The 25,321-nt window shown below is 38.6% G+C and carries 28 protein-coding genes; all 28 read right to left on the reverse strand.

Annotated elements, in window-relative coordinates; translation table 11 throughout:
- Positions 1-2: 2 nt before the first annotated feature.
- The 28 genes from ACFSGI_RS13085 to hslV all read right to left on the reverse strand — a co-directional run bounded on the left by ACFSGI_RS13085 (position 3) and on the right by hslV (position 25,304).
- Entirely contained in the window at positions 3-887 is an 885-nt protein-coding gene (locus tag ACFSGI_RS13085) for a MinD/ParA family protein (RefSeq protein WP_204824560.1), read from the reverse strand.
- Positions 884-2,233 carry a flagellar biosynthesis protein FlhF gene (flhF, locus tag ACFSGI_RS13090; RefSeq protein WP_204824561.1) on the reverse strand — a complete coding sequence of 450 codons (1,350 nt, stop codon included), beginning with the start codon at positions 2,231-2,233 and terminating at the stop codon, positions 884-886. Before flhF ends, ACFSGI_RS13085 begins: the two co-directional genes overlap by 4 nt.
- Positions 2,230-4,263, reverse strand: coding sequence for a flagellar biosynthesis protein FlhA (gene flhA / locus ACFSGI_RS13095; RefSeq protein WP_204824562.1), 2,034 nt, complete (start codon positions 4,261-4,263; stop codon positions 2,230-2,232). Before flhA ends, flhF begins: the two co-directional genes overlap by 4 nt.
- 27 nt (positions 4,264-4,290) lie before the next feature.
- Complete coding sequence (gene flhB / locus ACFSGI_RS13100) at positions 4,291-5,379, reverse strand: flagellar biosynthesis protein FlhB (RefSeq protein WP_204824563.1); 1,089 nt, start codon at positions 5,377-5,379, stop codon at positions 4,291-4,293.
- 25 nt (positions 5,380-5,404) lie between these two features.
- On the reverse strand, positions 5,405-6,196 hold the full coding sequence (fliR, locus tag ACFSGI_RS13105) for a flagellar biosynthetic protein FliR (protein WP_204824564.1): 792 nt from the start codon (positions 6,194-6,196) through the stop codon (positions 5,405-5,407).
- Between the two features lie 11 nt (positions 6,197-6,207).
- On the reverse strand, positions 6,208-6,477 hold the full coding sequence (fliQ, locus tag ACFSGI_RS13110; RefSeq protein ID WP_069327369.1) for a flagellar biosynthesis protein FliQ: 270 nt from the start codon (positions 6,475-6,477) through the stop codon (positions 6,208-6,210).
- Positions 6,478-6,514: 37 nt separating this feature from the next.
- On the reverse strand, positions 6,515-7,282 hold the full coding sequence (gene fliP, locus ACFSGI_RS13115) for a flagellar type III secretion system pore protein FliP (RefSeq protein ID WP_204824565.1): 768 nt from the start codon (positions 7,280-7,282) through the stop codon (positions 6,515-6,517).
- Positions 7,279-7,809 (reverse strand): FliO/MopB family protein, encoded by a 531-nt coding sequence (locus ACFSGI_RS13120; protein WP_204824566.1) that lies wholly within the window; start codon positions 7,807-7,809, stop codon positions 7,279-7,281. The genes fliP and ACFSGI_RS13120 overlap by 4 nt, the downstream gene beginning before the upstream one ends.
- A 12-nt stretch (positions 7,810-7,821) precedes the next feature.
- Complete coding sequence (locus tag ACFSGI_RS13125) at positions 7,822-8,187, reverse strand: response regulator (RefSeq protein WP_069327372.1); 366 nt, start codon at positions 8,185-8,187, stop codon at positions 7,822-7,824.
- Positions 8,188-8,214: 27 nt separating this feature from the next.
- On the reverse strand, positions 8,215-9,504 hold the full coding sequence (gene fliY, locus ACFSGI_RS13130) for a flagellar motor switch phosphatase FliY (RefSeq protein WP_204824567.1): 1,290 nt from the start codon (positions 9,502-9,504) through the stop codon (positions 8,215-8,217).
- A complete protein-coding gene (gene fliM, locus ACFSGI_RS13135) occupies positions 9,494-10,492 on the reverse strand; it encodes a flagellar motor switch protein FliM (protein WP_204824568.1) in 999 nt (332 codons plus the stop codon). The genes fliY and fliM overlap by 11 nt, the downstream gene beginning before the upstream one ends.
- Before the next feature lie 53 nt (positions 10,493-10,545).
- Positions 10,546-11,028: a flagellar basal body-associated FliL family protein gene (locus ACFSGI_RS13140; protein ID WP_204824569.1), complete on the reverse strand. Its 483-nt coding sequence runs from the start codon at positions 11,026-11,028 to the stop codon at positions 10,546-10,548.
- Positions 11,025-11,249: a flagellar FlbD family protein gene (locus ACFSGI_RS13145; protein ID WP_204824570.1), complete on the reverse strand. Its 225-nt coding sequence runs from the start codon at positions 11,247-11,249 to the stop codon at positions 11,025-11,027. The genes ACFSGI_RS13140 and ACFSGI_RS13145 overlap by 4 nt, the downstream gene beginning before the upstream one ends.
- Before the next feature lie 79 nt (positions 11,250-11,328).
- On the reverse strand, positions 11,329-12,144 hold the full coding sequence (gene flgG / locus ACFSGI_RS13150) for a flagellar basal body rod protein FlgG (protein WP_204824571.1): 816 nt from the start codon (positions 12,142-12,144) through the stop codon (positions 11,329-11,331).
- Positions 12,145-12,238: 94 nt separating this feature from the next.
- Positions 12,239-12,619, reverse strand: coding sequence for a TIGR02530 family flagellar biosynthesis protein (locus ACFSGI_RS13155; protein WP_204824572.1), 381 nt, complete (start codon positions 12,617-12,619; stop codon positions 12,239-12,241).
- Entirely contained in the window at positions 12,616-13,347 is a 732-nt protein-coding gene (locus ACFSGI_RS13160; protein ID WP_379283403.1) for a flagellar hook capping FlgD N-terminal domain-containing protein, read from the reverse strand. The genes ACFSGI_RS13155 and ACFSGI_RS13160 overlap by 4 nt, the downstream gene beginning before the upstream one ends.
- Positions 13,348-13,367: 20 nt before the next feature.
- A complete protein-coding gene (locus ACFSGI_RS13165; protein ID WP_204824573.1) occupies positions 13,368-14,825 on the reverse strand; it encodes a flagellar hook-length control protein FliK in 1,458 nt (485 codons plus the stop codon).
- Positions 14,826-14,925: 100 nt separating this feature from the next.
- Complete coding sequence (locus ACFSGI_RS13170) at positions 14,926-15,846, reverse strand: magnesium transporter MgtE N-terminal domain-containing protein (protein ID WP_204824574.1); 921 nt, start codon at positions 15,844-15,846, stop codon at positions 14,926-14,928.
- 69 nt (positions 15,847-15,915) lie between these two features.
- Positions 15,916-16,359 carry a flagellar export protein FliJ gene (gene fliJ, locus ACFSGI_RS13175; protein WP_204824575.1) on the reverse strand — a complete coding sequence of 148 codons (444 nt, stop codon included), beginning with the start codon at positions 16,357-16,359 and terminating at the stop codon, positions 15,916-15,918.
- Positions 16,360-16,365: 6 nt separating this feature from the next.
- Positions 16,366-17,685, reverse strand: coding sequence for a flagellar protein export ATPase FliI (fliI, locus tag ACFSGI_RS13180; RefSeq protein ID WP_204824576.1), 1,320 nt, complete (start codon positions 17,683-17,685; stop codon positions 16,366-16,368).
- Positions 17,672-18,529, reverse strand: coding sequence for a FliH/SctL family protein (locus tag ACFSGI_RS13185; RefSeq protein ID WP_204824577.1), 858 nt, complete (start codon positions 18,527-18,529; stop codon positions 17,672-17,674). The genes fliI and ACFSGI_RS13185 overlap by 14 nt, the downstream gene beginning before the upstream one ends.
- Positions 18,522-19,538, reverse strand: coding sequence for a flagellar motor switch protein FliG (fliG, locus tag ACFSGI_RS13190; RefSeq protein ID WP_137222700.1), 1,017 nt, complete (start codon positions 19,536-19,538; stop codon positions 18,522-18,524). Before fliG ends, ACFSGI_RS13185 begins: the two co-directional genes overlap by 8 nt.
- Before the next feature lie 11 nt (positions 19,539-19,549).
- Positions 19,550-21,145 carry a flagellar basal-body MS-ring/collar protein FliF gene (gene fliF / locus ACFSGI_RS13195; protein WP_204824578.1) on the reverse strand — a complete coding sequence of 532 codons (1,596 nt, stop codon included), beginning with the start codon at positions 21,143-21,145 and terminating at the stop codon, positions 19,550-19,552.
- Positions 21,146-21,190: 45 nt separating this feature from the next.
- Positions 21,191-21,499: a flagellar hook-basal body complex protein FliE gene (fliE, locus tag ACFSGI_RS13200; RefSeq protein WP_204824579.1), complete on the reverse strand. Its 309-nt coding sequence runs from the start codon at positions 21,497-21,499 to the stop codon at positions 21,191-21,193.
- 30 nt (positions 21,500-21,529) lie between these two features.
- Positions 21,530-21,982 (reverse strand): flagellar basal body rod protein FlgC, encoded by a 453-nt coding sequence (flgC, locus tag ACFSGI_RS13205; protein ID WP_204824580.1) that lies wholly within the window; start codon positions 21,980-21,982, stop codon positions 21,530-21,532.
- Between the two features lie 3 nt (positions 21,983-21,985).
- The gene (gene flgB, locus ACFSGI_RS13210; protein WP_204824581.1) at positions 21,986-22,396 is read right to left on the reverse strand and encodes a flagellar basal body rod protein FlgB; all 411 of its coding nucleotides are present in this window, start codon (positions 22,394-22,396) and stop codon (positions 21,986-21,988) included.
- Between the two features lie 836 nt (positions 22,397-23,232).
- The gene (hslU, locus tag ACFSGI_RS13215) at positions 23,233-24,633 is read right to left on the reverse strand and encodes an ATP-dependent protease ATPase subunit HslU (RefSeq protein WP_204824582.1); all 1,401 of its coding nucleotides are present in this window, start codon (positions 24,631-24,633) and stop codon (positions 23,233-23,235) included.
- A gap of 128 nt (positions 24,634-24,761) precedes the next feature.
- A complete protein-coding gene (gene hslV / locus ACFSGI_RS13220; RefSeq protein WP_204824583.1) occupies positions 24,762-25,304 on the reverse strand; it encodes an ATP-dependent protease subunit HslV in 543 nt (180 codons plus the stop codon).
- Positions 25,305-25,321 lie beyond the last annotated feature (17 nt).

Below are 25,321 nucleotides of genomic sequence, written 5' to 3' on the forward strand. Positions count from 1 at the left end.
AATCATTTAGTCCGTTTGAGCCATTTTTGCATAAATCCCTTGATTCCTGTTAAGGTTCCTTCTGAACTTGCGTTTGGTGCAACCATGTAGCGTTGAGCCAAATGTTGAATATCTTTAGAAGCAAGACATCCTGGAGAATAAATAGAAAAAGGAACTTGTTTTTTTACCGATTGACTAACATGAGAATCGTCACTTACAAATCCCAGAAGAGGAATTTCCAAGTTCAGAAAGCGGCTAGTAACCAATCTTATTTTGTCTGAAGTCTGTACCGCTTCTTTTTCGTTTTCAGCCCGGTTTACTACTAATTTGAAAGATACATCTTCCTCCATACCATGTACCACTTTGATCAATGCATAAGCATCTGTAATCGAAGTAGGTTCAGGAGTAGTTACTACAATACATTCGTCAGCTGACATGATAAATTGTAGTGTTTCTTTCGATAAACCTGCGCCGGTGTCAAAAAGAATATAATCCATGTCTGTGGCGACTTTCTGAATCTGATCTGTAAAATAGATCAAATCTTTATCAGATAAAGAGAACAACGAAGAAAGTCCTGATCCACCTGCAATATAAGGTAATGATCCTGCTCCCTTTTCAATAATCTCGTTGATCTGTTTCTCTCCGCTAAGCAGATGAGATAAATTGAATTTAGATCGTACACCCATCAGTACATCGATATTCGCCATTCCAATATCGGCATCAAACACCAATACTTTCCGCCCTAACCGCTGAAGTGCAAGCGCAAAATTAAGCGTGAAATTCGATTTCCCTACTCCGCCTTTACCACTGGTGATTGTAATAAACTTTGCACCGCGCGGTTCTGTTGGAGGAGGCTGCACCGTTTTAGACGACATCAAATTTCTTAATGATTGGGCTTGATCCATCATGGCAATATCTCTCCAAGTAATAGATTAGCGAGAAAATCGGGACTTGGCATTAACAGATCATCAGGTACATTTTGTCCATTAGTCATATACGATAATCGTAATGGATATTCTTGAAGAAGATTAAATAATGCACCATAGCTTCCTGTTTCATCTACTTTGGTGAAAATAACTTTGTCCAATGGGTATTTGCTGAAATGTTCTGTGATCGTTCTCATATCTTCTGTTTTGGAAGTGAATGATAACACTAGATACGTCTCGCTATTTTCCAAAGGAGCCAACAAACTTTGCAATTCAGAAACAAGTAATTCATTGCGGTAATTACGTCCTGCTGTATCCATTAGAATCAGATCGCATTCAGCTAAACGTTGTAGTGAGCGTTGCAAATCTCCGGGAGATTGAACCACTTCTAAAGGAACTCCTAAAATAGAAGCATAGGTTCTAAGCTGCTCTACTGCCGAGATACGATATGTATCCGAAGTAATAAAACCTACTTTGCGTTTATATTTGAATAACTGTTCAGCAGCCAGCTTCGCAATTGTAGTCGTCTTACCTACTCCAGTAGGACCTGCGACGTATACAATTTTGGTGGAAGTATTGATACCTCCACCTATGCGTGATTGCGTAAACTGTTCGATCTGAAATTTCATAGCTGCTTTGGCATCTACAGTAGTAATTAATTCAGGAGCTGGAAACTGTCCCATCGCTTCACTTAACCAGGTATCCAGCAGTTCTTGTTGTATACCTTGTTTTTTCAGACGGTCTGCGATTTCGATCAATGATTCTGGTAATGCTGCCATTTCTTTTTCGCGGCTTAATTCAGCCATCATTTTTTTCATTTCACGCAATTCTTCAAACAGCTTTTCTTGTTGAAGTCCATCGGATAATCCATTATATTCTGAGACCCGATGTGCAGGTTCTTCAGGTACGAATGGAACATGCTGTAATGTTGGTTGCGGAATTTCCGGTACAGACGGATTGAATGATGGAGTCGGTACTGGAGAAGCTACCGAGTTACCTTCTGATGAATTGGTTGGTTCTCCAGCAAGCGCTTGGCGCATCGATTCAGCAAAAGCTTCGCTTGATTTGCGATAGGCATCTGGTACTACACGTTTAGGCACAGGCGATGCAGCCGGAATAATCGTTTCCGGCTGCGCTTTGGCTGGTTCAGAAGCTTGCTCTTTTTCTACTGCGGCAATCACTTCAATCTTTTTCTTCTGAAACATACCTAGAAAGCCACCTGTTTTAAGCTCTTTGGTACTTAAAATTACAGCATCGCTACCAAGATCAGTTCGAATTTTTAACATCGCATCGGGCATTGTATCAACGATATATCGTTTTACCCTCATAAGTTCACCACCCCGACACTTTGAATTTCAACGTTAGGTTCAAGTTCACTGTAAGAAAGAACTGGAATATCCTGCATCGTGCGTTCAATCACTTGGCGCAGATACATGCGTATCGCTGGCGAAGTCAAAACGATCGGTTGTTGTCCCATTTGTAATAAACGATTCACTTGTTCGTTCATCTTTTGATACATCGATTGGGTTGATACCGGATCAAGTGCCAGATAACTTCCTTGTTCAGATTGCTGCACACTTTCGGCAATCTTTTTCTCCAGATTAGGTCCTACTGTAATCACACGTAGTGTTTCACCCTGGCTTGTAAATTGCTGCGTAATTTGTCGGGATAGAGCTTGGCGCACATATTCAGTTAATACGTCTGGATCTTTGGTATATGTTCCATAATCGGCAAGTGTCTCGAATATTGTAACCATATCCCGTATAGAAATTTTTTCTCTTAGCAATTTGACAAATACTTTTTGGATATCCCCTACTGCTAACACAGAAGGAATTAAGTCATCTACAAGCACAGGATAGTTTTCACGTAAGTTGTCAATCAATGCTCTTGTTTCTTGACGACCTAATAATTCGTGACAATGTTTTTTGATAAGTTCTGTTAAATGAGTCGCTACTACAGAAGGTGGATCAACAACGGTATACCCTGATAATTCAGCCCGTTCTTTCGTTAATTCATCTATCCATAGTGCTGGTAATCCAAAGGCTGGTTCTAAAGTCTCTATACCAGTAATCGAGTCATCATCAAACCCAGGACTCATAGCAAGGTAGTGATTTAGTAGTAATTCACCGCCACCTACTACATTTCCTTTAATTTTGATCACGTATTCGTTCGGTTTTAATTGAATATTGTCTCGAATACGAATAACAGGTACCACAAGACCTAGTTCTAATGCACATTGACGACGAATCATAATGATACGGTCTAATAAATCTCCTCCTTGTTGTGTATCGGCAAGAGGAATTAAACCATAACCAAATTCAAATTCAATCGGATCAATTTGCAATAAATTGATAACACTTTCGGGGCTACGTACTTCTTCAATTTGTTGTTCTTCTTGTTGTTGTTCTGCTTCAACCACTTTTTGATCCAGATTCGACTGCATTTTACGAGCGGCAAGCACCAACAGAATTGCTAGTGGGAATGTTGTAATAAAGTGAATCGGTGTAAAAATACCTAACAGTGTAATTACTCCTGCTACGATGTATAACAATTTTGGATATGAGAATAGTTGGGAAGTGATATCATCTGCTAAGTTACCCTCAGAAGAAGCGCGGGTTACAATCAGACCAGCGGCTGTGGAAATAAGCAATGCTGGAATCTGGCTCACGAGACCATCACCAATTGTTAAAACAGAATACGTTGAAAGTGCATCAGCGAATGCCATTCCGTGAACAGTCATCCCGATAATAAATCCACCAATTAGATTAATTAAGAGGATGATAATACTCGCAATAGCATCCCCTTTAACAAATTTACTCGCACCATCCATAGCTCCGTAGAAATCGGCTTCGCGTTCGATTTTGCTACGACGTTCTCTAGCTTGATGTTCATTGATTAGACCTGCGTTCAAATCTGCATCAATACTCATCTGCTTACCAGGCATAGCATCGAGTGTAAAACGGGCTCCAACTTCTGCTACCCGTTCCGAACCTTTGGTAATAACGATAAATTGTACAACCACAAGAATAAGGAAAACTACAAATCCAATAGCGATTTGTCCGCCTGCGATCCAGCTACCAAATGTAGCAACAACAGAACCGGCATCTCCTTGTCCTAAAATCAATTTTGTTGTAGATATATTCAAAGCCAGCCGGAATAATGTAGTGATTAGCAACATAGCTGGGAAAATAGAAAATTCTAATGCTTCTTTCGTATTCATTGCAATTAGAAGAATAATCATTGCCAGGGAAATATTTATAATTAGCAATATATCGAGTAGCCATGTCGGGATCGGTAGAATCATCATCATAACAATTCCTATGACACCCGCAAGCACAACCAAATCTTTAGTTTTCAATGCTATCCAGCCCTCCGATCCCCTGGTTTACTTTGTTTTGCCTTTCATTTTGTACACATAAGCAAGAACTTCGGCTACCGCTTGAAATAGATCTCCAGGAATAGAATCTCCAATTTCTGCTCGAGCAAATAACGCTCTTGCAAGTGGTTTATTCTCCATCACGATAACTCCATGCTGTTTAGCTAGTTCTCTTATTCGCAGGGCGACGTAATCTTGTCCTTTTGCGATCACTTGCGGAGCAGCCATCTGACCATTGTCATATTTCAAAGCTACAGCAAAGTGAGTCGGGTTAGTAATAATAACGTCAGCATTGGGAACGTCCTGCATCATTCGCTGCATCGCCATTCGGCGTTGTCTTTCACGAATTTTCCCTTTTATCAACGGATCCCCTTCCACTTTTTTATATTCATCTTTAATATCTTGTTTGGACATCCGTATACCTTTATTATGTTCATACCTCTGATACATATAATCAAAAATAGCAAGTACCATTAAAGCTACCCCTACTTTGATTCCCAAATTCATCGTTAATCCCGCTGTGTAATGAAGTATCGCTTCTACAGACATAAATGCTGTTTTGGATAATTCATGAGAAGCACCGGATAACGTCTGATAGACTAAATATCCTATTACCGAAAGTTTTAATATTGATTTTAAAAACTCAACAACCGAGCGCATAGAAGCAATATTTTTAAACCCTTTAATAGGATCAAGCTTACTGAATTTAGGCTGTATCGGTTCTCCAACTAACAAAAATCCAACCTGTGCATAGTTGGCAACCAGAGCAAGTACCACGACTACTCCGAATACTGGTGATACTAATAACATAATTTGTATCGCATATTGACCTAGCATCTGCATAATATTAGCAACGGTAACATCTGTAGATAAACGATGTAGAAAAGAATCTGTGAATAGCCATTCAATTCGTTTCATAAAAAAACTGCTAAACATCATCAAAGAAAATAATCCACCTAGCAATACAGCAGAACCAGGTATATCCATACTTTTGGCAACTTGACCTTTTTTACGAGTTTCCTGTTTTTTCTGAGATGTTGCTTCTTCTGTTTTTTCTCCAGAAAATAATTGCAGATTGATCCGTAATCTGAATGCCAATTCACAACCTCCTTCCAAATGAAGTTTATTGTGGTCTGTTACCTACTACTTTTAAAAACGATTGCATTGCTTGAAATAATTGACCAAACAAATGTTCAAACAGATAACCAAAACTTGGAGTTAACAGCATTAACATAAAGAGACCAAGAATAATCTTTACAGGTACACCAATAACAAAAATATTAAATTGTGGTGCGCTACGTGCAAGGAATCCAAGTCCTACGTCTGTTAAAAACATTGCTACTACAATTGGAGCAGCCATTTGAAAAGCAATCAAAAACGAATTGCTAAATGTTCGTATCAAAAACTCACTCATAGAACCATCCATCATTTTACTCATGATCTCTGAATCAATCGGAATCCAGTCGTAACTATAAAGTACTGACTGAATCAAGTAATGATGACCATTCATACTTAAAAATAAAAGCATAGCAATCATGTACTTCAAATTACCGAACAAAGGTGAAGATGCACCTGTTAATGGATCAAGTACGCTAGCGATACCAAAACCTGTTTGAATATCAATAAACGCACCAGCCATTTGTATAACAGTAAACATCAAATATGCGACATATCCAAGCATCAAGCCAATCATGACTTCTCTCATAACCAGTAGAACATAAATTTCAGGGCTTTCCGATACAGTCACAGTTGTGCTTTTGATCAAATAAATCAGAAGCGAGATAAAAAAAGCCATACCTACTTTAAATGTGTTTGGTACCCCTTTTGATGAAAAGACGGGTGAAACTACAAAAAAAGCAATCATTCGACAAAAAACAAGCAAAAAAACAGGAAAACTTTGCTGTAACATCTCCATAAGCAATCAGCCTAACCGACATATTTGTATAAATTGTCGAGAATATTATACGTGTAATCTACTAAAACACTCAGTATCCATGGACCGAATAGCAGAAGTGCAAGCATAACAGCCACGATTTTAGGTACAAAGGCAAGCGTTTGCTCCTGAATTTGCGTAGTCGCCTGAAAAATACTTACTAATAGACCGACTACAAGTCCAAGTACAAGCATCGGTGCGCTGACTTTGAGTACTGTATACACTGCCTGTCCCGCCATACCGATGATAAACTCCGAACTCATGATTAACCTCCCTTAATTAGGAACATCTCTAACTTCGCTAATTGAAGCTGAGTAAGAGGGACTTAACGACCAAATACCATCCGTCTACAAGAACGAACAGTAAAATTTTAAAAGGTAATGAAATCATAATCGGTGGTAGCATCATCATACCCATCGCCATCAGTACACTGGCGACTACAATATCAATAACTAAAAACGGTATGAAAATCATAAAGCCCATTTGAAAAGCTGTTTTCAATTCACTGATTGCGTAAGAAGGCACCATAACCGTAAGCGGAATATCTTGGATATTGCTAGGTTTTTCTGCACCAGTGTAATTGAGGAAAAGAAGTAAATCTTTTTCACGTGTATGTTTGAACATAAATTCTTTAATTGGTATTTCAGCAGCTTTCAAAGCCTCCGTCTGTGTGATACTACCTTTTAAATACGGTTGAAGCGCTGTTTGATTCATCGTCGATAATACCGGCGACATAATAAAAATAGTTAAAAATAAAGCCAGCCCCACCAATACCTGGTTAGGAGGCATCTGGTTAGTCCCGAGCGACGTCCGGACAAAGCTGAGCACAATAACAATACGTGTAAAACTGGTCATTAAAACCAAAAATGCTGGCGCAACACTGATAATGGTAAGCAGCAACAGGATAGATAACGAGCTAGTTGCTGGCGCTGCATCTCCTGAGCCACTATCATTGCCGATCTGAATATCAATATTAGGTATCGGATCGGCAGTGGCAAATGCTGAACTTACAGATGTCAGACTAACGATAAAAAGCAGTACGAGCGTTATAATCAGCTTTTTTTTCATGAATCCCTCGACCGATCTGTAGAGTTTTCCTCCTTCATCAGCTCTTCCATCTTCTGTTTGCGATTTGGAATTTGACGTAGCTTACTTTCAAAAACTTCTTGAAAAGCTTCTGTTTCTCCTAATTCCTCTTCGTGTACATCTGATTTCGGACGAAATCTTTCACTGATTTTGGAGATTAGTGGAGAAAGAATATTTTTCTGCTCCACCGCTTCTGTTTGAAATGAATTGATAATCAGCATCGCTTCTTCAGGATCAGAGATTTTATCTACTAAAGTAATATCATCTCCAACACCAATTAGATAGATACTGCTACCAATTTCAATAACTTGTAATGATTTATTAGGTCCCATTGCTACCCCGCCGATTGTGCGTATTGCACGGCGTGATAACCAGGTTTGACTTTTGCGGCCAAGAAATTTAAGCAATACAATAATGAGCGCTATAATTACAGCCAAGACGATTATAACCCAGACTATGCTTAGGAAATAATCGCCTGTTCCTCCCATTGTGGCTGTTTCACCTGACATGGGAATAATCTCCTACACGCCAAGCGTTTTGCTAATAGCTTCGATAACGCGGTCAGCCTGGAAGGGTTTAACGATAAAATCTTTAGCTCCTGCTTGAATTGCATCAATAACCATTGCTTGTTGACCCATCGCAGAACACATAATTACTTTTGCAGCTGCATCAAGCTTTTTAATTTCTTTAAGAGCAGCGATACCATCCATTTCAGGCATTGTGATATCCATAGTAATTAAATCAGGACGCAATTCTTTGAATTTCTCGATAGCTTGTGAGCCATCTTGTGCTTCCCCCACTACTTCATATCCGTTTTTACTCAAAATGTCTCGAATCATCATTCTCATAAAAGCTGCATCGTCCACGATAAGAATTCGGTTTGCCATTGATTTAAAATCCTCCCTAAATGATCATTATTGTATTTTTTGAATGCGGTCCCATTGGCTGATGATATCCGTAACACGAACACCAAAGTTTTCATCAATAACAACCACTTCGCCTTTGGCAATTAGTTTGTTATTTACAAGGATGTCTACTGGTTCACCTGCCAATTTGTCTAGTTCAATAATTGCGCCCTGAGACAATTCGAGGATATCTTTAATCTGCTTTTGGGTTCTACCTAATTCTACGGTTACTTTGAGCGGTATGTCCATCAATAAGTTCAAATTATTTTCATCCATGTTTGTTGGCGCTGGTGATTGGAAGTTTGCAAATTGAACTGGTTGAACATTAACCTCTCTTCCAGCCATACCACCGTAATGCTGTGGAGCCTGTGGTGGATAAGGCTGTGGCGGCATCGCATACCCGGGTGGATACTGCGGATACGGCGGGTATGGTGGATATGGTTGTTCAGGCGCTCCATATGGAGGCTGTTGGCCATAATCCGGTTGCATACCAGGTTGTGGCATAGCAGGCGGTGCAACGGGTTGCTGTGGAGCCTGTTGAGGTGGTACGGCAGCCGTAGGTGCTGGTGGTGCGACTGGAACTTCTGGTTCGGCTACAGTTTCTTCAACACCTCCATTAATTAATATATCTACCATATATTTAGCAAATTTGACTGTCAACAACTGCATAATTGTAGAATCAATCAAATCACCAATCAAAAGTCGGAATGAGATTTTGATTAATGTTTCATCATTAGGAAGCATTGTTACTCCTTGATCATTGCTTACATCAAGGATATCAATTCCTGGTGGTGAAATATTAACAAAGCGGTTAAAAATAGTAGACATTGAAGTTGCAGAAGAACCCATCATCTGATTCATCGCTTCTTGAACAGCACTAATATGAATCTCATTTAATTCTTCGTCTTTCGGATCTCCTTCGCCGCCTAACATCAGATCAGCGATTACCTGCGCATCTCTTGTTTGAATAACTAATGAATTGATACCTTGAAACCCATCTACATATTCAACATGAACAGCAACATGTGGTTTTGGAAATTCATTTTCAAACTCAGGACGTGTGATAATTCCAACTTGCGGAGTGGTAATATCTACTTTTTGTCCAAGTAGTGTAGATAATGCTGTTGCTGCACTACCAAAAGTAATATTACCAATCTCACCAAGAGCATCCTGCTCCATAGGAGTCAAAAAGTCGTCTACCGTTTTGACAGACGATGACGAAGAAGTATCTTCATCGCTTGCAGACTGTTTCAGCAAAGCGTCGATTTCTTCTTGTGACAAATAATCCTTACTCGTCAAATTCTTCCACTCCTTCACTCACAATTTCATCAATTTGGATAGCTACCCGGTCTTTTACAGTACCCGGACTACCAATAAATTTAACTTTGTTACCAATCTTAATCGATAAAGCATCATGTACCGGTTTGTTCAATGAAATGACATCGCCGATCGATAACCCGATAAATTCCTGAATAGATAAATTGGATTCTCCCAATTCTGCAATAACAGGTAATGTAGCACGATTTACACGATGTTGTAGAGCTTCTACCTCTTCAGGAGCAGGCTCTTTTTTCTGAGAAACGAACCAGTGATGCGCAGATAGTTTGGTCATGATTGGTTCAATAACGACGTGAGGAATACATAAGTTAATCATTCCTGTCGTATCCCCGATTTTGGTACTTAGTGAGATCAAGGCTATCGTTTCATTGGGTGAGACAATCTGCATAAATTGAGGATTTGTCTCTAGTGCTTCCATTCTTGGTGAAAGATCGATAACGGTTTTCCAAGCTTCTTGCAAACTATCAAATGTACGGCTGAACACTCGTTCGATAATAGTTGTTTCAATTTCTGTCAACGCATTTATTTTTGAAGGAGCGTTTCCTACACCACCAAGCAAGCGGTCTAACATCGCATAAGCAATATTAGGATGAACTTCCATAACCATTCTACCCTCAAGTGGTTCAGCTTCAAAAATATTAAGTATCGTCATTTTAGGAATAGAACGAATAAATTCATCATAAGGAAGCTGTTCTACCTGTACAACGCTAATTTGAACAAAAGTACGAAGTTGAGCAGAAAAATAGGTTGTCAGATATCTGGCAAAGTTTTCGTGAATCCTTGTCAAACTTCGAATATGATCTTTAGAAAAACGGACAGCCCGCTTAAAATCATATGCTCTAACCTTTTTCTGCGTATCTTCTTTTTTCAGTTCTTCTGCATCCATCTCACCGGAAGAAAGTGCTGCTAGAAGAGCATCTATCTCATTTTGGGATAATACATCTACCATAATCTCACCCCCCTTGCTAGTTTATTTATAATGAGAATCATCTTATTCCAAGATTAAATCGCACTCACAATAAAATTAGTGATCTCAATATCTACAACTTTACCTCCGTCTTCTGGAAGAGAACTGTTAATCAATTTAAGCAACTTATCATTAAGAGCATCTTTTCCTTTTGCTCCGTTCAAAGCATCTGGGTTAGTATCAGCAAGTGTTTTGATAATTAAAGGCTTCACTTTCAAATCTTTAATCAATTCAAAAGCTTCTTTTGTTTTGGCATCTTGAAGTTGAAAAGAGAAACTCATATTAACTACATATGAAGGATCGCCCAAATTCGTTTTAATATCATCGATAGTTGAAGAAACATCTGCAATTTCAGAAGCTGTCATTTTAGACAATGCTTCTTTTTCTGCTGCTGCAGCAGCCGCTGCACTTACCGGCTCTTTTTCTCCAAACATATTCCCCATCAAGAAATATGCAACTACACCGATTAATCCTACTGCTAATACCCCGCTAACGATCCAAGGTAGTAACTTTTTCATGATAATTCCTCCATATTTTGCACTTTAATAGTGCCTGTAAGTGTACCTATACTTTTATTGTATTCGTGGATGAGCTTATTTAATTGATCTGCTTTTTCTAAAACGATAATTCGCTTGCCTGTAGTTAATGTGACATACGTATCAGGTGTTTCTTCGATCATCTCGATTAATAGCGAGTTAAGCCACATTGGTGAACCATTCAATCGTGTTACAGGGATCATTTTGCCCCTCCTCAAAAAATGTCCTTATACAGCAAAAGGATGAGAAGGATAGGATTATCCTTCTCGAACCTTTAATTAATTATCGTTTCAAGTTAACAATCTCTTCAAGAATAGAATCAGATGTTGTGATAATACGAGAGTTCGCTTGAAAACCACGTTGTGCTACGATCATCTCTGTAAATTCACTTGTCAAATCAACGTTAGACATTTCAAGTTGACCGGCTACGATTGAACCTGTACCTGTTTCAGCATTATTAGCTGTAGTCAATTCGATCGCACCATCAGTAATCGCATTTGGTGTTACACGATACAAACTACCTCCGATTTTTTCCAAACCTTCAGGGTTAGTAACTTTAGCAACTCCCAAAGTTTGCCCGGTAGCTGTTGTACCGTCAGCCAATGTATACAATAATTGACCATTTTGCTGAATAGTAAATGAAGTTGCTTCTTCTCCAACGACTACAGGAGCGCCGTCACTATCGACTACATAAGCACCATCAGAAGTTACAAGGTTACGGTTAGCATCAACGTGAAAGTCCCCTGCACGTGTTAAATAAGGCGTCTCTTGATCTGCCGATAATTTAACAGCAAAGAATCCATCACCATCTAGACGTAAATCTGTTGGGTTGTTTGTTGTTTGTGCACTACCTGCTAAGTGAAGAGTATCGATAGAAGATACAGAACTACCTAGCCCGATTTGTTGAGCATTGACACCACCAGCAGTATCTGTTGGAGCTGATGTTCCTTTAACCGTTTGGCTCAAGATATCTTGGAACATAACGCGAGATTGTTTGAAACCTACTGTATTTACATTGGCAATATTATTACCAATAACATCTAATTTTGTTTGAAAGCCTTTCATACCTGAAATTCCTGAATATAAAGATCTTAACATTGTGTTTCCTCCTATGGATGTTCAATTAGTGGGTTGAGACTGCTTCAGTCGGTCGGCTAGTCTCCTGACTTTCCAGTGATGGTCCAGTCAGCAATCATATAATTACGGCACTGTCGATTTGAGTAAAAACGTTATCTTTCATTGATTTGCCATCCATGGCGGTAACAACGGTCCGATTGGGTACATTCACTATTAAAGCAACGCTATTCTGCATGAGTATCAGTGACTCTTTAGCACCTTTGGCAGCGGCTTTATCTATTGCCTGGTTTACACTTTTTAACTGATCTGCACTAAGTTCTATTCCTCGCTGCTCTAATCGTTTAGAAGCATGATTGCTGAACTTGAGTAATTTGTTATCTAAAATATTTTGAAAGTCAGATGTTGACGTTTCGTTGCTTACATTTTTGGTACGTCCCAGTAGACCTGAATTAAGATTAGTCGGATATAACTGACCTACTTGGATAGGGCCACTCATGATGAACCTTCTTCACTAGCTGGCGTTGTTGTATCCTTTGCAGGTTCTGGTGTTACCGGTGTTGCTTCTGTAGGCGTACTTGCTTGTTCTCCTGAAGACGGAGTAGCTGTTTCTTCAGTAGTTGTAGTAGGCGTTGTTGCTTCTGGTTCAGTTGTTGTAGCTGGTGTTGTTGTTTCTACGGGTGCTGTTGGTGTCTCAGTTACGCCTGATGGTGTTGTTGTCGCTGGTGTAGGCGTTGTTGTATCTGTTTTGGTTGGTGTTGTCGTTGCATTTGCTGCTTCTACCATAGCAATAATACTAAGCGGAACAGCATTTTCTCCTACCTGCGCATATTGCACGCCAGCTTTGAGAACGATTGATCCAACAACTCCTGATTGATACGTTGTTGTTTTCTCACCTGTTGCACTATCCGTTTTTTCTTCAGGCCACGTGATTTTTTTACCGATCAATTGTGAAGAAGCTCCAAGTGAATTATCTACAGATGAACCTACAGAATCAATTTTTTTACCGATATTAATCAATTGTTCTAGTGAGGAGAACTGAGCCATCTGTCCGATAAATTCTGTATTCTCCATAGGAGACATTGGATCCTGGTTTTTTAATTGAGCGACTAAGATCGTTAGAAATTGATCTTTACCTAGTTCACTTTTACTTGTCGCTGCTGCTTTTTGTACATTACTTGTTGAATAATTAGGCCACATATTTGATGTTGATATTACATCTGGCAATTGTATTCACCTCCGTTCGTTTATGCTTTCGCTACATACGTACTACCGTAATTCATAGTGCCCGATGCTGTAGCTGCTTTTGTTTCTTCACGCCATTCTTTCAATTCGCCATTCAATTCAACAGCAAGGATTGCATCATCATTCTGGTCTTCTCTTCCGTTAGAACGTCGTCCGGATTGTTGTTGACCTGCACTTGAACCAAATCCTTGTCCGCCGTTATACATCTGTGATTGTAATGAAGAACTTTGTGTTACTTCTAGTTTTTCGACTTGAAGCCCTTGAGATTGAAGAGCTGAACGTAATTGAGACATTTGTTGATCTAACATATCTTTAGCCATATGCTTTTCAGTCACAAATTGAGCTAATACTTGACCATTTTGTATCGTAATTTTGACATCCACTTGACCCAAGTTTTCAGGGTTTAAAGAAATAGTCGCTTCAGACATTCCTTTTACTTGTTGAACATCTAATTTGTTAACGATAAATTTGCTCATTTCATCTGGAAAATTCTGAATATTTACTGTAGTCGTTGGCACTATAACTTTAGCTGTTGGAGCAGCTTCAGCACGCATTGCAAATTGTCCTACAGTCATTACTACTGGTTCAGGCTGTTCATCGGATTGATCAGATGTTGCTGCTTGTTCACCACTTGCATCTTTTGCAGCATTTTGAACAATACTTTGTACCGCACCTTGTTCAGCAGCTTTTTTCGTTTCGTCTACTACTGTAATCTGTGCCGCCGTATTTGCTTTGGCTTCATCTTTAGGTGCTGTGATAATAGCTCCTTGATTATTCACTCCAGTAGTTACACTATCCGGTGTTTTGTTACTTGCCTTTTGCAACATCGTTTGTAATCCTGTTAGCAATTGTTCAAGTTCGGGATTAGCAGCTTGTGTACCATTTTTGACTGCTTGCAAAGTATCTACGATTTGCGTTACCGCATCTGCAACTGCAAAACGAAGTGTTTCCGGGTTTTTAGCTAAATGATTCATCGCTTCTTGACCTGCATTTAAAACGTTAGAAGCTGTTACATCTTGTGTTTCTGTTCCATCTGTAGAAGGAGTCTGCTCTGAAGAACCAGATAAAACTTGTTGAACTTGTGTTAGCCAACCTTGTAATGATTGAACAAGAGCAGGATCGGTTGTAATCGCCTGGTCCATATCTTGCAATTTGTCTAACAAGTCATCTAGAAGTTTACCTACTTTTTCAACCTGTTCTCCATCTGTGCCCTCACCTGTAACATCAGTAGATTGCTGACCACCAGAAATCATCGCCTGTAGTGTTTCTAATAAAGAAGCAGCAGTACCCATAATTCCAGAAGCGGTTTGAGCTAGTGGATTAGCTGGTGTACCATTTATCCCCATTACTTGTACAAGAGCTTGATTAAATCCTGGAGTCGCAGCTGCATTCGTACCTGATGCTTTGGTTGCCGTCGTTGCGCCTGCACTGCCTAATAAGTTTTGAAGTATCATACTCATTTATTATCACCTCCTTTAAGGAAAAGGTTAATAAGACAGACTTCCCAACTGTGACCTATAGCCCTACAATAGGAAATGCTTCCGACTGTTCTTATCATTATTAGTTACTTGACATCAACTGATTAATAATTTTTACTGTCGCTGCTGGATCTTTAGTAGACATTGCAGATAAAATTCCTGCTCTTGTAGTGTCATCCATTGTATTTAAGACTTTCAATACTTTAGCCTGACTACCTTTAGCTGTTTGCAGTAATAAGTCTGCTGCACTAGCTGCTGGCATACTGGTAAATGTTTGAGCCAATGCTTGATCATCTAACTTAGAACTTGTAGTAGATGAAGCTGGTGTAGGTGCTACTGTCGTTGTAGCGTTTTGTAAAGCCAATGAAGTCACTGAAGCAACTTTTGCATCCATCTTTTGCAAAATACCTGCTTGATCTGTTGCATTCATTGCATTTAATATTTCTACTTGTTGAGGTGTAGTCATATTTTGCAAAATGGCTGCTGCTTTGGAAGAACTCATATTAGAATATATTTTCGCAACATTTTTAACTTGTTTTTGATAATCATTAAGTGTTGATGTGCCTGTACTCGTAGTACCTGTACCTGTTGTCGTTCCTGTAGTTGCTGGTGTGGTTCCAGTCGTTGCCGGTGTGGTTGATGTTCCATTTGTATTTGTTGTAGCATTCTTTTTAAGAGTATCAATTTCTTTAGCTTGTTCTTCTTGGGTTGCTTTTGAAGCAGCAAGTTCTTTTTTTAATTTGTCTACTGTAGCACTATCGCTTTCTGATTGAGTAGTGCTTGCAGTAGTACTACTACCTTTATCGGCAGAAGGCACCCAATTTTTCACTATAGGAATTTTGTCTAGTGTACTAAACATACTATTGCGTAAATCTACGTTAAATAACATAACGATTACGCCTACTAACACAAGGGTAAACAGAATTGGAGTAGCAATAAAAAGGAATCTTCCCATTCCACCTGATTCCTTTTCTACTTCCATTTCTGGACTTTTTTTAGCCACGGTAAACCTCCTTGATCAAAACATGCTTATTTCTTATTAGCGTCATGCAGGTATAGTTTGGTGTATATATTACTTGGAGTTCATTACATAACGTACTGTAGCCATTTCATCGAGATCGTTTTGTTCACGTACCATATATTCATGAGTAAATTTAGTTTTTGCTTTATCTTTAGCTTGTAGCCATACTTTTTCATCCACCATTTTTTCAGTTAAATGAAGTTTTTTGTGCTCTACTTCTACTTGAGCTTCACGAATATCAACAATTTTGCGCGATATGCATTGGTCTAGATAAACGACGTAACGCTGTAAATCTTGCAATTCAGAAATAGGTGCTCTATTTTCAATTGCTTGATTAATCGTTTCCAACGTGCGACTCTGATCTTCCAGCAGTTGATCTAATGTTTGTTCCTGTGCTTGTAGTTCTCCCAGCGCTGAAGATAGTAGCCATTCTGCCTGGTTTTTTGCACTCGATTTGATATCAACAACTTTTTGAAAAGTATACTGGAATTTCATAATTTATCAGCTCCTCGCAAATTCGGCAATCATCTGCTCTTGTGCTCCAGATAGTGTCGTTTTTTCATGTACTTTTTGTTTGGTGAATCTCCATATATCCTGTATGCGTTCAATGGCTTCATCAATATCAGGACTTGATCCTTTTTGATAAGCACCAATATTAATCAAATCTTCGGATTCTTTAAAAACAGACATTAACCGTTTCATGTTATCTGCTGCATCTGTCTGCTCTTCTTCTACAATATCTTTCATAACCCGGCTGATACTAGCTAATACATCAATAGCCGGGAATTGTCCTTTATTGGCAATAGAACGATTCAATACAATATGACCATCTAAGATACCTCTGACTGCATCAGCGATCGGTTCATTCATATCATCACCATCTACCAGCACAGTGTAAAAAGCGGTGATAGAGCCTGTAGGACCTGTACCTGCGCGTTCTAGAAGCTTAGGTAATCCTGCAAATACAGATGGTGTATATCCTCTCATTGCTGGTGGTTCACCAACCGCCAAACCAACTTCACGTTGAGCCATAGCATAACGAGTTACAGAGTCCATCATAAACATTACATTCATTCCGCGATCTCTGAAATACTCTGCTATCGTTGTAGCAATCAAAGCACCTTTGATACGAATGAGTGCAGGCTGATCAGATGTAGCTACAATAACTACGGAACGTTGCAAACCTTCTGGACCTAGATCGCGTTCGATAAAATCTCTTACTTCACGTCCACGTTCTCCAATAAGTGCAATCACATTCACATCTGCTTCTGTATTACGAGCAATCATTCCCATTAACGTACTTTTACCAACACCAGAACCAGCGAAGATACCTACACGTTGACCTTTGCCTATCGTAAGCAAACCGTCTATTGCTCTTACTCCAATACTAATAGGATCTTGAACTCTTGGTCGTGACAGTGGATTAGGTGGTGTATTAAAAGTAGAATAATGAGTCATTCTTGCTGGAATTAATGAACCATCTAATGGTTGACCCAATCCATCTAGCACTTTACCCAGTAATTCTGAACCTACTTGAACAGTAAGTGGTTTACCTGTACCTACAACATCGCATCCGGGGCCAATCGATTGTAATTCACCGAGAGGCATCAATAACACTTTGTTATCTCGAAAACCAACAACTTCAGCTCGTAAAGGAGCAATACCTTTAGTTGGATAGATGTAACATACATCGCCAATGCTTGCATCCGGTCCTTCGGACTCAACCATCAATCCAATCACTTGAGTTACTTTACCGTTAATCCGAACTGGATCAAGTTGTTTGAGATATTCTAAATATCGTGAATAATTAAGATCCTGCATTACTATTCCCCCGCTCTTCGTCATGAAGCGCTAAGCGAACCAATTCTTTTTTAATTTCGCTTAGTTGAGTATCAATACGAGCATCTACACTACCAAATGCTGACCGAATGACACATCCGCGATCGGTTACCGTCGAATCCGGTAAGATTTGAAGTTCTGCTTGAGAATCGATTGACAGTGTTAACTCTTCTCTAGCAGCATGTACAAAATCAAATTGGCTAGGACTAATACATAATGTGATAACACCTTGTTCGCGTTTACGAGCTAGTGTTCTTTTGATCAAATCGATAACGTAATCTTGTTGTTCTTCCAGTTTTTTATTGATTACTTTCTCAGCAATACCACAACTCAGGTTTACTAAAAAAGGTTCTGCTTCTTGGATAATTTGTTCTTTTGCCTCATAGGCTTGACCGAGAACGGTTTGCGCTTCTTGCATTACTTCACTCATATGAACTTGCATTTCTGCTTCTACGCGTTCTCGACCTTCTTCAAAGCCTTCTTGAAAAGCTTGTACTTTGATCGCTTCAATCAGATGTTCATCTTGTTGTCGGCGTTCTTCCCACCAAGCAGCAATCGTTTCTTGAGCATTTTGGAGAATACGTTCTGCTTCTTCTGCTGCTTCACGTACTTGACGTTCCGCAAATTCTTTAGCATCTGTAAGCATTTCTTCTTTTAGACGAACCGTATGCTCGTCCACATGAGGTTGATCATAAGCATGTGGATGAGAAACGGTATAAGTGTCTTGAGTAGATGTATCAGATTGTTTGTAGTAATCGCGGCTGAAATCAAGCTTTTTAAGCACTTCTACCGGAATATATTGGGATGATTTGATCAAATTAGACAATGATATCATCTCCTCCACCGCGTGCTATGATAATTTCACCTGACTCTTCAAGTCTTCTAATAATTCCAACTATACGAGTCTGTGCTTCTTCTACATCTTTCAAGCGGACAGGCCCCATAAATTCCATTTCTTCTTTGAATGTTTCTGCCATACGTTTGGACATATTTTTGAATACCGATTCGCGTACATCTTCGCTTGCCACTTTGAGTGCCAATTGAAGATCGGCATTCTCGACATCCCGTACAATCCGTTGAATCGAACGATCGTCGATATTGACAATATCTTCGAAAACAAACATCCGTTTTTTGATTTCTTCAGCCAGTTCAGGATCTTGAATTTCTAGTGAATCAAGGATTGTTCTTTCTGTTCCTCGGTCAACACCATTCAAGATTTGAACAATCGATTCGATACCACCCGCATTTGTATAATCCTGTGTAACGGTAGCTGATAGTTTCTGTTCCAATACACGTTCGATTTGCGAGATAACTTCTGGCGATGTACTATCCATCATCGCTACTCTTCTTGCTACTTCAGCTTGTTTTTCCTGAGGTAGCGAAGAGAGAATAGCGGCTGCTTGCTCAAATTGTAGATAAGAAAGTACCAGAGCAATCGTTTGTGGATTTTCATTTTGAATAAAGTTCAAAATCTGACTAGGATCAGCTTTACGAGCAAAATCGAATGGTCTTACTTGTAAAGTAGCTGTCAATCGATTGATCACTTCAAGAGCTTTATTCTCACCTAAAGCTTTTTCCAAAATTTCTTTAGCGTAGTTAATACCGCCTTGAGAAATATATTCTTGTGCTAAGCAAATCTGGTGAAACTCTGAAACCACTGAGTCTTTTTCGCTACTTTCTACTTTACGTACATTAGCGATTTCGAGTGTTAATTGTTCTATTTCTTCATCACGTAGATGTTTAAATATTTGAGCCGATACTTCCGGTCCGAGTGAGATTAATAATATGGCTGCTTTTTGTCTTCCGTTAAGCGCCTGAGTACTTCCCTTTGCCATCGATTCACCTCTTATTCATCAGCAAGCCATGTACGTAATAAGTTAACAAATTCATCTGGTTTCTTTTTGGCAAGTGATTCAAGTTGCTTACGTACTTGACTATCATTCGTCAAGTTATCCAAACTAATCGAAGGAAGCTCAGTTACTACTGGTAACAGCATATCTTCTTCATAGTCTCCTGTTTGTTGTTGCTTGCGACGACGTAAGATTATAAAAACAACCGCTGCGATAATGAGTGCTGCAATAGCTCCGATAATCCAAGTCATATTGTTAGCAAAAAATCCTGTATCAGTTGTATCTGTAGCAAACGCTTGTGAGAATACATTGACTTTAGAAGTCAAATTAACATCGCCTGCTGCGTAAGTTACTCCATTCTCAGCTAACGAAGTTCTTACAATGCTTTCTAGCATTTTTTGAACTTCTGTGTTTACAGCATCTTGTTGAGCTTGCGTTTGACCTGCTACTGGATCAATAGCAACATTGATAGTCAAATCTTTTACAAAATAAGGACTAGATACAATTTCATTATGAATCTTATTTACATCATAGTTAATTGTACTTTGAGATTTTTCAGATTCATTACTACCTGAAGATGATCCACCTGGATAAGTTGGAGTGTCTGTGCTACCTGTTCCAGCAACACCACTATCAGGAGTAGAAGAACCTGTACTACTTTCTTGAATCTGTTGTGCACTGATTTCGATACCTTTCATGTTCTCAGTATCAACAGGCTGTACAAGATCTTCTTTAGAATTTTTTTGATCAAAATTCAAGTTGGAAGCAACCAGTACATTTACACGTTCAGGCCCCAGCAATCTTCCCAGAAATTGTCTTACATTATTTTCAACATCAGCTTCATATTTTTTCTGCAAAGCCATGTTTTCTTGTACTGCTCCGGCAAGCCCAGAAGGACCGCCACCTTTAACCGTAGATACTAATTCACTACCATCTGTTCCATTTGTGATTGTAATATTCGCAATCGGCAAATGCGGAACAGCAGTACTCACCAAGTTATAGTAACCGTCAACCGCTTCTTGTGTTACACGAAATCCTGGTTTGAACTGCATAACTACTGATGCTGTTCCTGTATCTTCATCTTCTGTACTAGCAAAAAGACTTTCCTGTGGTAAATTCACTAATACTTTTGCATTGCTTACTCCGTTCATCTGTTTGAGCAATTGCGATACTTCGCCATTCAAAGCATTGTTGTATTTCACGTTAAATTCATTATCTGTCATACCAATAGCAGAAGAACTTGCATTAAATTCGCTAAATCCAATCGTTCCGTTTTGCATCAAACCTTGTGATCCTACAGCGACTTTGGCTTTAGCAGCACTTTCACTTGCTACAGAAATGCTTGTGCCATCACTGCTTAACTGGTAAGGAATACCTTGTCCATCTAAGTATTCCATAATCGCGGCTGAATCTGTAGCATCTAAGTTTTGGAATGCTACTTCATATTGGACTTTAGAAAATTGAATAGTTAGTACAACAATAGCCAGAATAATAAATGCCAGCGTCGAGATTAGTAATATTTTTTGGTTTTTATTAAAATTCTTCCAGTATTGGACAAGTTTATCTCTATACTGGGCAACTCTTTCATTCACAATGTCACCCCACTCGAAACTATGCTATGGAACATATACAGCTACTTACAATTGAGTACGCATGATTTCCTGATAAGCTTCAAGCGCTTTGTTACGAACTTGAGAAACCATTTGTAGACTAAGTAGTGATTTCTCAGAGGCGACCATGACTTGATCCACATCTACTTGTCCTAACAGAAACTTATCGTTCATCTGGTGAACTGTTTTCTCCTGTTGTCCAACTTGATTCATAGCATCTTCTAAGTAAGAACCAAATTGTTCCATTGCTTCACCAGGTGTTGATTTGGCTTGAGTCGTCATTCCCGTCGTCATTTTCAAAGGGGATGCAGCATTGAACATTGTGTTCTCTATCATTATTTACCCCACCTTTCCATTTTTGATTGTTTATTTACCAATTTGTAAAGCTTTGGTAATCATTGCTTTAGAAGCATTAAGTGCAGTTACGTTAGCTTCATATGAACGCGAAGCTGATATCATGTCCACCATTTCTTTTAAATTATCGACGTTAGGCATTTTTACATAGCCATCTTTGTCTGCATCTGGATGTGTCGGATTATATACAAGTTTGAAAGGTTCTTGATCTTCTTGAATGGCTGAAGCTTTAACACCGTTAATCCCGCTGCGGCTTCCATTCATTGCGGAATCAAGTGTATCTGCAAAAGATGGTTTATTTGTCGATAACACAACTTCTTTACGACGGTAAGGAACAGCTTCACCATTAACGACTTGTGCTCTTGTTGTCTCTGCATTCGCAATATTGGAAGAAACAACATCCATTCGAAGTCGCTGTGCTGTTAAAGCAGAAGCACTAATATCAAAACTGCTACTAATTCTCATGGATTAACTTCCTCCTTGAATAGCGGTACGCATCATTTTAATCTGATGGTTGATTTGTTCGATATAAGAATTGTAACGAAGTTGGTTTTCAGCAAGGTTACTCATTTCCACATCCATGTCCACATTGTTTAAATTGTTGTTCATGACTGTGCTTTGATTGCTAGTTACCATTGCTTGAGGAACAGAGTTGGTATTACCAATTTGGAAATGTCTTTTATCTTCAACTTTACCACTAAATGGCATTTGAGAATCATCCATTTGGCTTTGAAGCAGATTTTCAAAAGAAACATCTGATCTTTTAAAATAAGGAGTATCTGCATTCGCTATATTGTTTGAAATCACTTGTTGACGAAGTGTAGCAGCTCCCATTGCTCCTTCTAATCTTTTAAACCCAACATCATTTAAAAGGTTCATTAACATCATTCCTTTCAATATCCATGCTGTTCTGGAAAGTAAATTCCATATTTTTATCATAATTCTTTTTTTTTCGACAAAATCATCAAAAACTTATTCTTAGTCCAGCACCATTTGTGCGTCATTCTTCCTAAAATCTCTTAACATAAGTTTCCTAGAGAATTGGTTATAACACAATGAGAATAAAGCCCTATCTTTTGACAAAAACTGAGTCTTTTTGTCTTGTTTTAAAAAAAATCTTCCAAATTACATGAAGAAAATACCATTTTAGAACAATAAAACCATGTAATAATTGTCGATTATGCACGAATTTAACTTACTTAACTTTTAGACCCTTATATTAATTTTAAATATTTTAGGTCTTTTATCATTCATAGTACTACGATAAAAATTAACCAAATAAGTTAATAGATGATAACAACTTCTATTTTCACGACATATAGCCTAGTGCATTTTACTTACTACAAAATAATTTTTTACTATTTTGTGAATTTTCTTGCTTGTAATCATTTATTTTTTAACAAATTTGCTTTTTAGAAAATGGTACATGCTGAGGAGAAATAATTTGCATGTTTGCGAAAATGAATCAATCATAACTTATTCATTGTAAATTGGCTAGTATAATATATACGTGTTCTTTATTATATCGGATCATGTTACAAAAACTTGTACAACGTTTTTCTTTCTGTACTCATCATACCTCTTTCGCGAGTATGAAAATATAGGAAAAAGGCGGGGAACTTTGAGAAACAGTACCCCACCTTTTTCCTAAAAAGATGATTTCCTATTCAATTTCGATCTAAACCGACTAGTACAAGGACTACAGAGGTAGGTAATTACAAAATATACTGACTCAAATCTCTATTTTGAGCAATCTCACGTAATTTTTCTTGTACATATTGAGGAGTAATAATCATTTTTTCTAATGTCAATTCAGGCGCTTCAAAAGATAAATCTTCTAGCAATTTTTCCAAAATGGTATGCAGGCGACGTGCACCAATATTCTCAGTGTTTTGATTAACTGCCGCTGCGATCGAAGCGATTTCCCGAATAGCTTCATTAGAAAATTCCAATTCTATATTTTCTGAACGTAAAAGATATACATATTGTTTTGTTAACGCATTTTCAGGCTCTGTTAAAATATTTACAAAGTCCTCTAATGTCAAACTATCCAGTTCTACCCGAATCGGGAAACGACCTTGCAATTCAGGAATCAGATCAGATGGCTTCGATGTATGGAAAGCACCAGCTGCGATAAATAAAATATAATCTGTTTTAACCGGACCATATTTAGTCATAATCGTAGACCCTTCAACAATAGGAAGGATATCACGTTGTACCCCTTCTCTGGAAACATCAGGGCCTGTACCGCGTCCAGAACTGGTTACTTTGTCTATTTCATCGATAAAAATAATACCCGTTTGTTCTGCGCGACGTAGTGATTCTTGATTCACATCATCCATATCCATCAATTTGTTCGCTTCTTGCTGTGTTAATATTTTGCGAGCATCTTTAATGGGCAGTTTACGTTTTTTTGTTTTTTTAGGTAAAAAGCTACCTAACATTTCTTGCATATTCATACCCATTTGATCGTTACCCTGACCTGCAAACATATCCATCAACGAAGGCATAGAGTCTTCGACTTCAACTTCAATCACATCATTTTCTAATTTTCCGCCCAACAAATCAAAACGTACTCTGCGTCTTTTATCTTGAATCGAACCATCTTGTTCAAAATTAGTCTGAGGTTCTTCCGATTGATTTTGGTTACCAAATAGCATTTCAAGCGGATTGCGTTGTGATTTATTTTTAAAGCCAGAAGGTACTAGAATTTCGACAATACGTTCATTTGCCATTTCTTCTGCTTGATCTTTTACTTTTTCAGTACGTTCTAATTTAACCATACGAATAGCCGTTTCGACGAGATCACGTACCATTGACTCTACATCTCGTCCAACATAACCGACTTCAGTAAATTTGGTTGCTTCTACTTTGATAAACGGAGCATGAACAAGCTTCGCAAGTCTACGAGCAATCTCTGTTTTACCTACACCTGTTGGACCGATCATCAAAATATTTTTCGGTACAATCTCGTCCTGCATATTCTCAGGCAAAAGACTACGGCGATAACGATTACGAAGTGCAACTGCAACCGATTTTTTAGCATTTTTTTGTCCAACAATATACTTATCCAATTCGGTAACTATTTCTCTAGGGGTCAAAGCAGTGGTTGTCATGATCTTACCTCCATATCGATAAAAGTAGTGAACTGATAGTAACTATAATGAATAAACAACATAACGATTATATAAAAACCGGTGCTTATCGCACCTGTTACTAAAGTACGTAGTAGCACCGGTCCATCTTACAATTCTTCTACAATAATATTATCATTCGTATATACACAAATCTCCGCAGCGATATGCAGTGAAGCTTCTACAATATCTTTTGCTTCTAAATCTTTACCATGACGTTTAAGTGCACGAGCAGCAGACAAAGCAAAATTACCTCCAGAACCGATCGCAATCACATCGTCATCCGGTTCGATAATTTCTCCTCCACCAGAGATTAACAAAATTCCACTTTGATCCATAACAATCAACAAAGCTTCTAATTTGCGAAGTACACGATCAGAACGCCATTCTTTAGCAAGCTCTACAGCAGCACGTTGCAAATTGCCATGATGCTCCTCAAGCTTTGCTTCAAACTTTTCAAATAACGTAATCGCATCAGCTACCGAACCAGCAAATCCAGCTAACACTTGTCCACGATAGAGGCGACGTATTTTTTTAGCATGTTGCTTCATAATAACATTTTGTCCGAATGTAACTTGACCATCACCAGCGATTGCTGCTTTACCATTGTGACGAACAGCACATATCGTTGTAGCGTGAAATGAGAGATCCATTTATACTTCCCCTCCTC

The organism is Paenibacillus nicotianae (genome assembly GCF_042681745.1).
GTDB classification, from domain to species: Bacteria; Bacillota; Bacilli; order Paenibacillales; family Paenibacillaceae; genus Saccharibacillus; species Saccharibacillus nicotianae.

What these genes read in the sequence shown, in the direction of transcription:
- ACFSGI_RS13085 (WP_204824560.1), bottom strand. Translation starts at nt 887, where the DNA reads ATGATGGATCAAGCCCAATCATTAAGAAATTTGATGTCGTCTAAAACG.
- flhF (WP_204824561.1), bottom strand. Translation starts at nt 2,233, where the DNA reads ATGAGGGTAAAACGATATATCGTTGATACAATGCCCGATGCGATGTTA.
- fliR (WP_204824564.1), bottom strand. Translation starts at nt 6,196, where the DNA reads ATGGAGATGTTACAGCAAAGTTTTCCTGTTTTTTTGCTTGTTTTTTGT.
- fliQ (WP_069327369.1), bottom strand. Translation starts at nt 6,477, where the DNA reads ATGAGTTCGGAGTTTATCATCGGTATGGCGGGACAGGCAGTGTATACA.
- fliP (WP_204824565.1), bottom strand. Translation starts at nt 7,282, where the DNA reads ATGAAAAAAAAGCTGATTATAACGCTCGTACTGCTTTTTATCGTTAGT.
- ACFSGI_RS13120 (WP_204824566.1), bottom strand. Translation starts at nt 7,809, where the DNA reads ATGTCAGGTGAAACAGCCACAATGGGAGGAACAGGCGATTATTTCCTA.
- ACFSGI_RS13125 (WP_069327372.1), bottom strand. Translation starts at nt 8,187, where the DNA reads ATGGCAAACCGAATTCTTATCGTGGACGATGCAGCTTTTATGAGAATG.
- fliM (WP_204824568.1), bottom strand. Translation starts at nt 10,492, where the DNA reads ATGGTAGATGTATTATCCCAAAATGAGATAGATGCTCTTCTAGCAGCA.
- ACFSGI_RS13140 (WP_204824569.1), bottom strand. Translation starts at nt 11,028, where the DNA reads ATGAAAAAGTTACTACCTTGGATCGTTAGCGGGGTATTAGCAGTAGGA.
- ACFSGI_RS13145 (WP_204824570.1), bottom strand. Translation starts at nt 11,249, where the DNA reads ATGATCCCTGTAACACGATTGAATGGTTCACCAATGTGGCTTAACTCG.
- flgG (WP_204824571.1), bottom strand. Translation starts at nt 12,144, where the DNA reads ATGTTAAGATCTTTATATTCAGGAATTTCAGGTATGAAAGGCTTTCAA.
- ACFSGI_RS13155 (WP_204824572.1), bottom strand. Translation starts at nt 12,619, where the DNA reads ATGAGTGGCCCTATCCAAGTAGGTCAGTTATATCCGACTAATCTTAAT.
- ACFSGI_RS13165 (WP_204824573.1), bottom strand. Translation starts at nt 14,825, where the DNA reads ATGAGTATGATACTTCAAAACTTATTAGGCAGTGCAGGCGCAACGACG.
- fliJ (WP_204824575.1), bottom strand. Translation starts at nt 16,359, where the DNA reads ATGAAATTCCAGTATACTTTTCAAAAAGTTGTTGATATCAAATCGAGT.
- fliI (WP_204824576.1), bottom strand. Translation starts at nt 17,685, where the DNA reads ATGCAGGATCTTAATTATTCACGATATTTAGAATATCTCAAACAACTT.
- fliG (WP_137222700.1), bottom strand. Translation starts at nt 19,538, where the DNA reads ATGGCAAAGGGAAGTACTCAGGCGCTTAACGGAAGACAAAAAGCAGCC.
- fliE (WP_204824579.1), bottom strand. Translation starts at nt 21,499, where the DNA reads ATGATAGAGAACACAATGTTCAATGCTGCATCCCCTTTGAAAATGACG.
- flgC (WP_204824580.1), bottom strand. Translation starts at nt 21,982, where the DNA reads ATGAGAATTAGTAGCAGTTTTGATATTAGTGCTTCTGCTTTAACAGCA.
- flgB (WP_204824581.1), bottom strand. Translation starts at nt 22,396, where the DNA reads ATGAACCTTTTAAATGATGTTGGGTTTAAAAGATTAGAAGGAGCAATG.
- hslU (WP_204824582.1), bottom strand. Translation starts at nt 24,633, where the DNA reads ATGACAACCACTGCTTTGACCCCTAGAGAAATAGTTACCGAATTGGAT.
- hslV (WP_204824583.1), bottom strand. Translation starts at nt 25,304, where the DNA reads ATGGATCTCTCATTTCACGCTACAACGATATGTGCTGTTCGTCACAAT.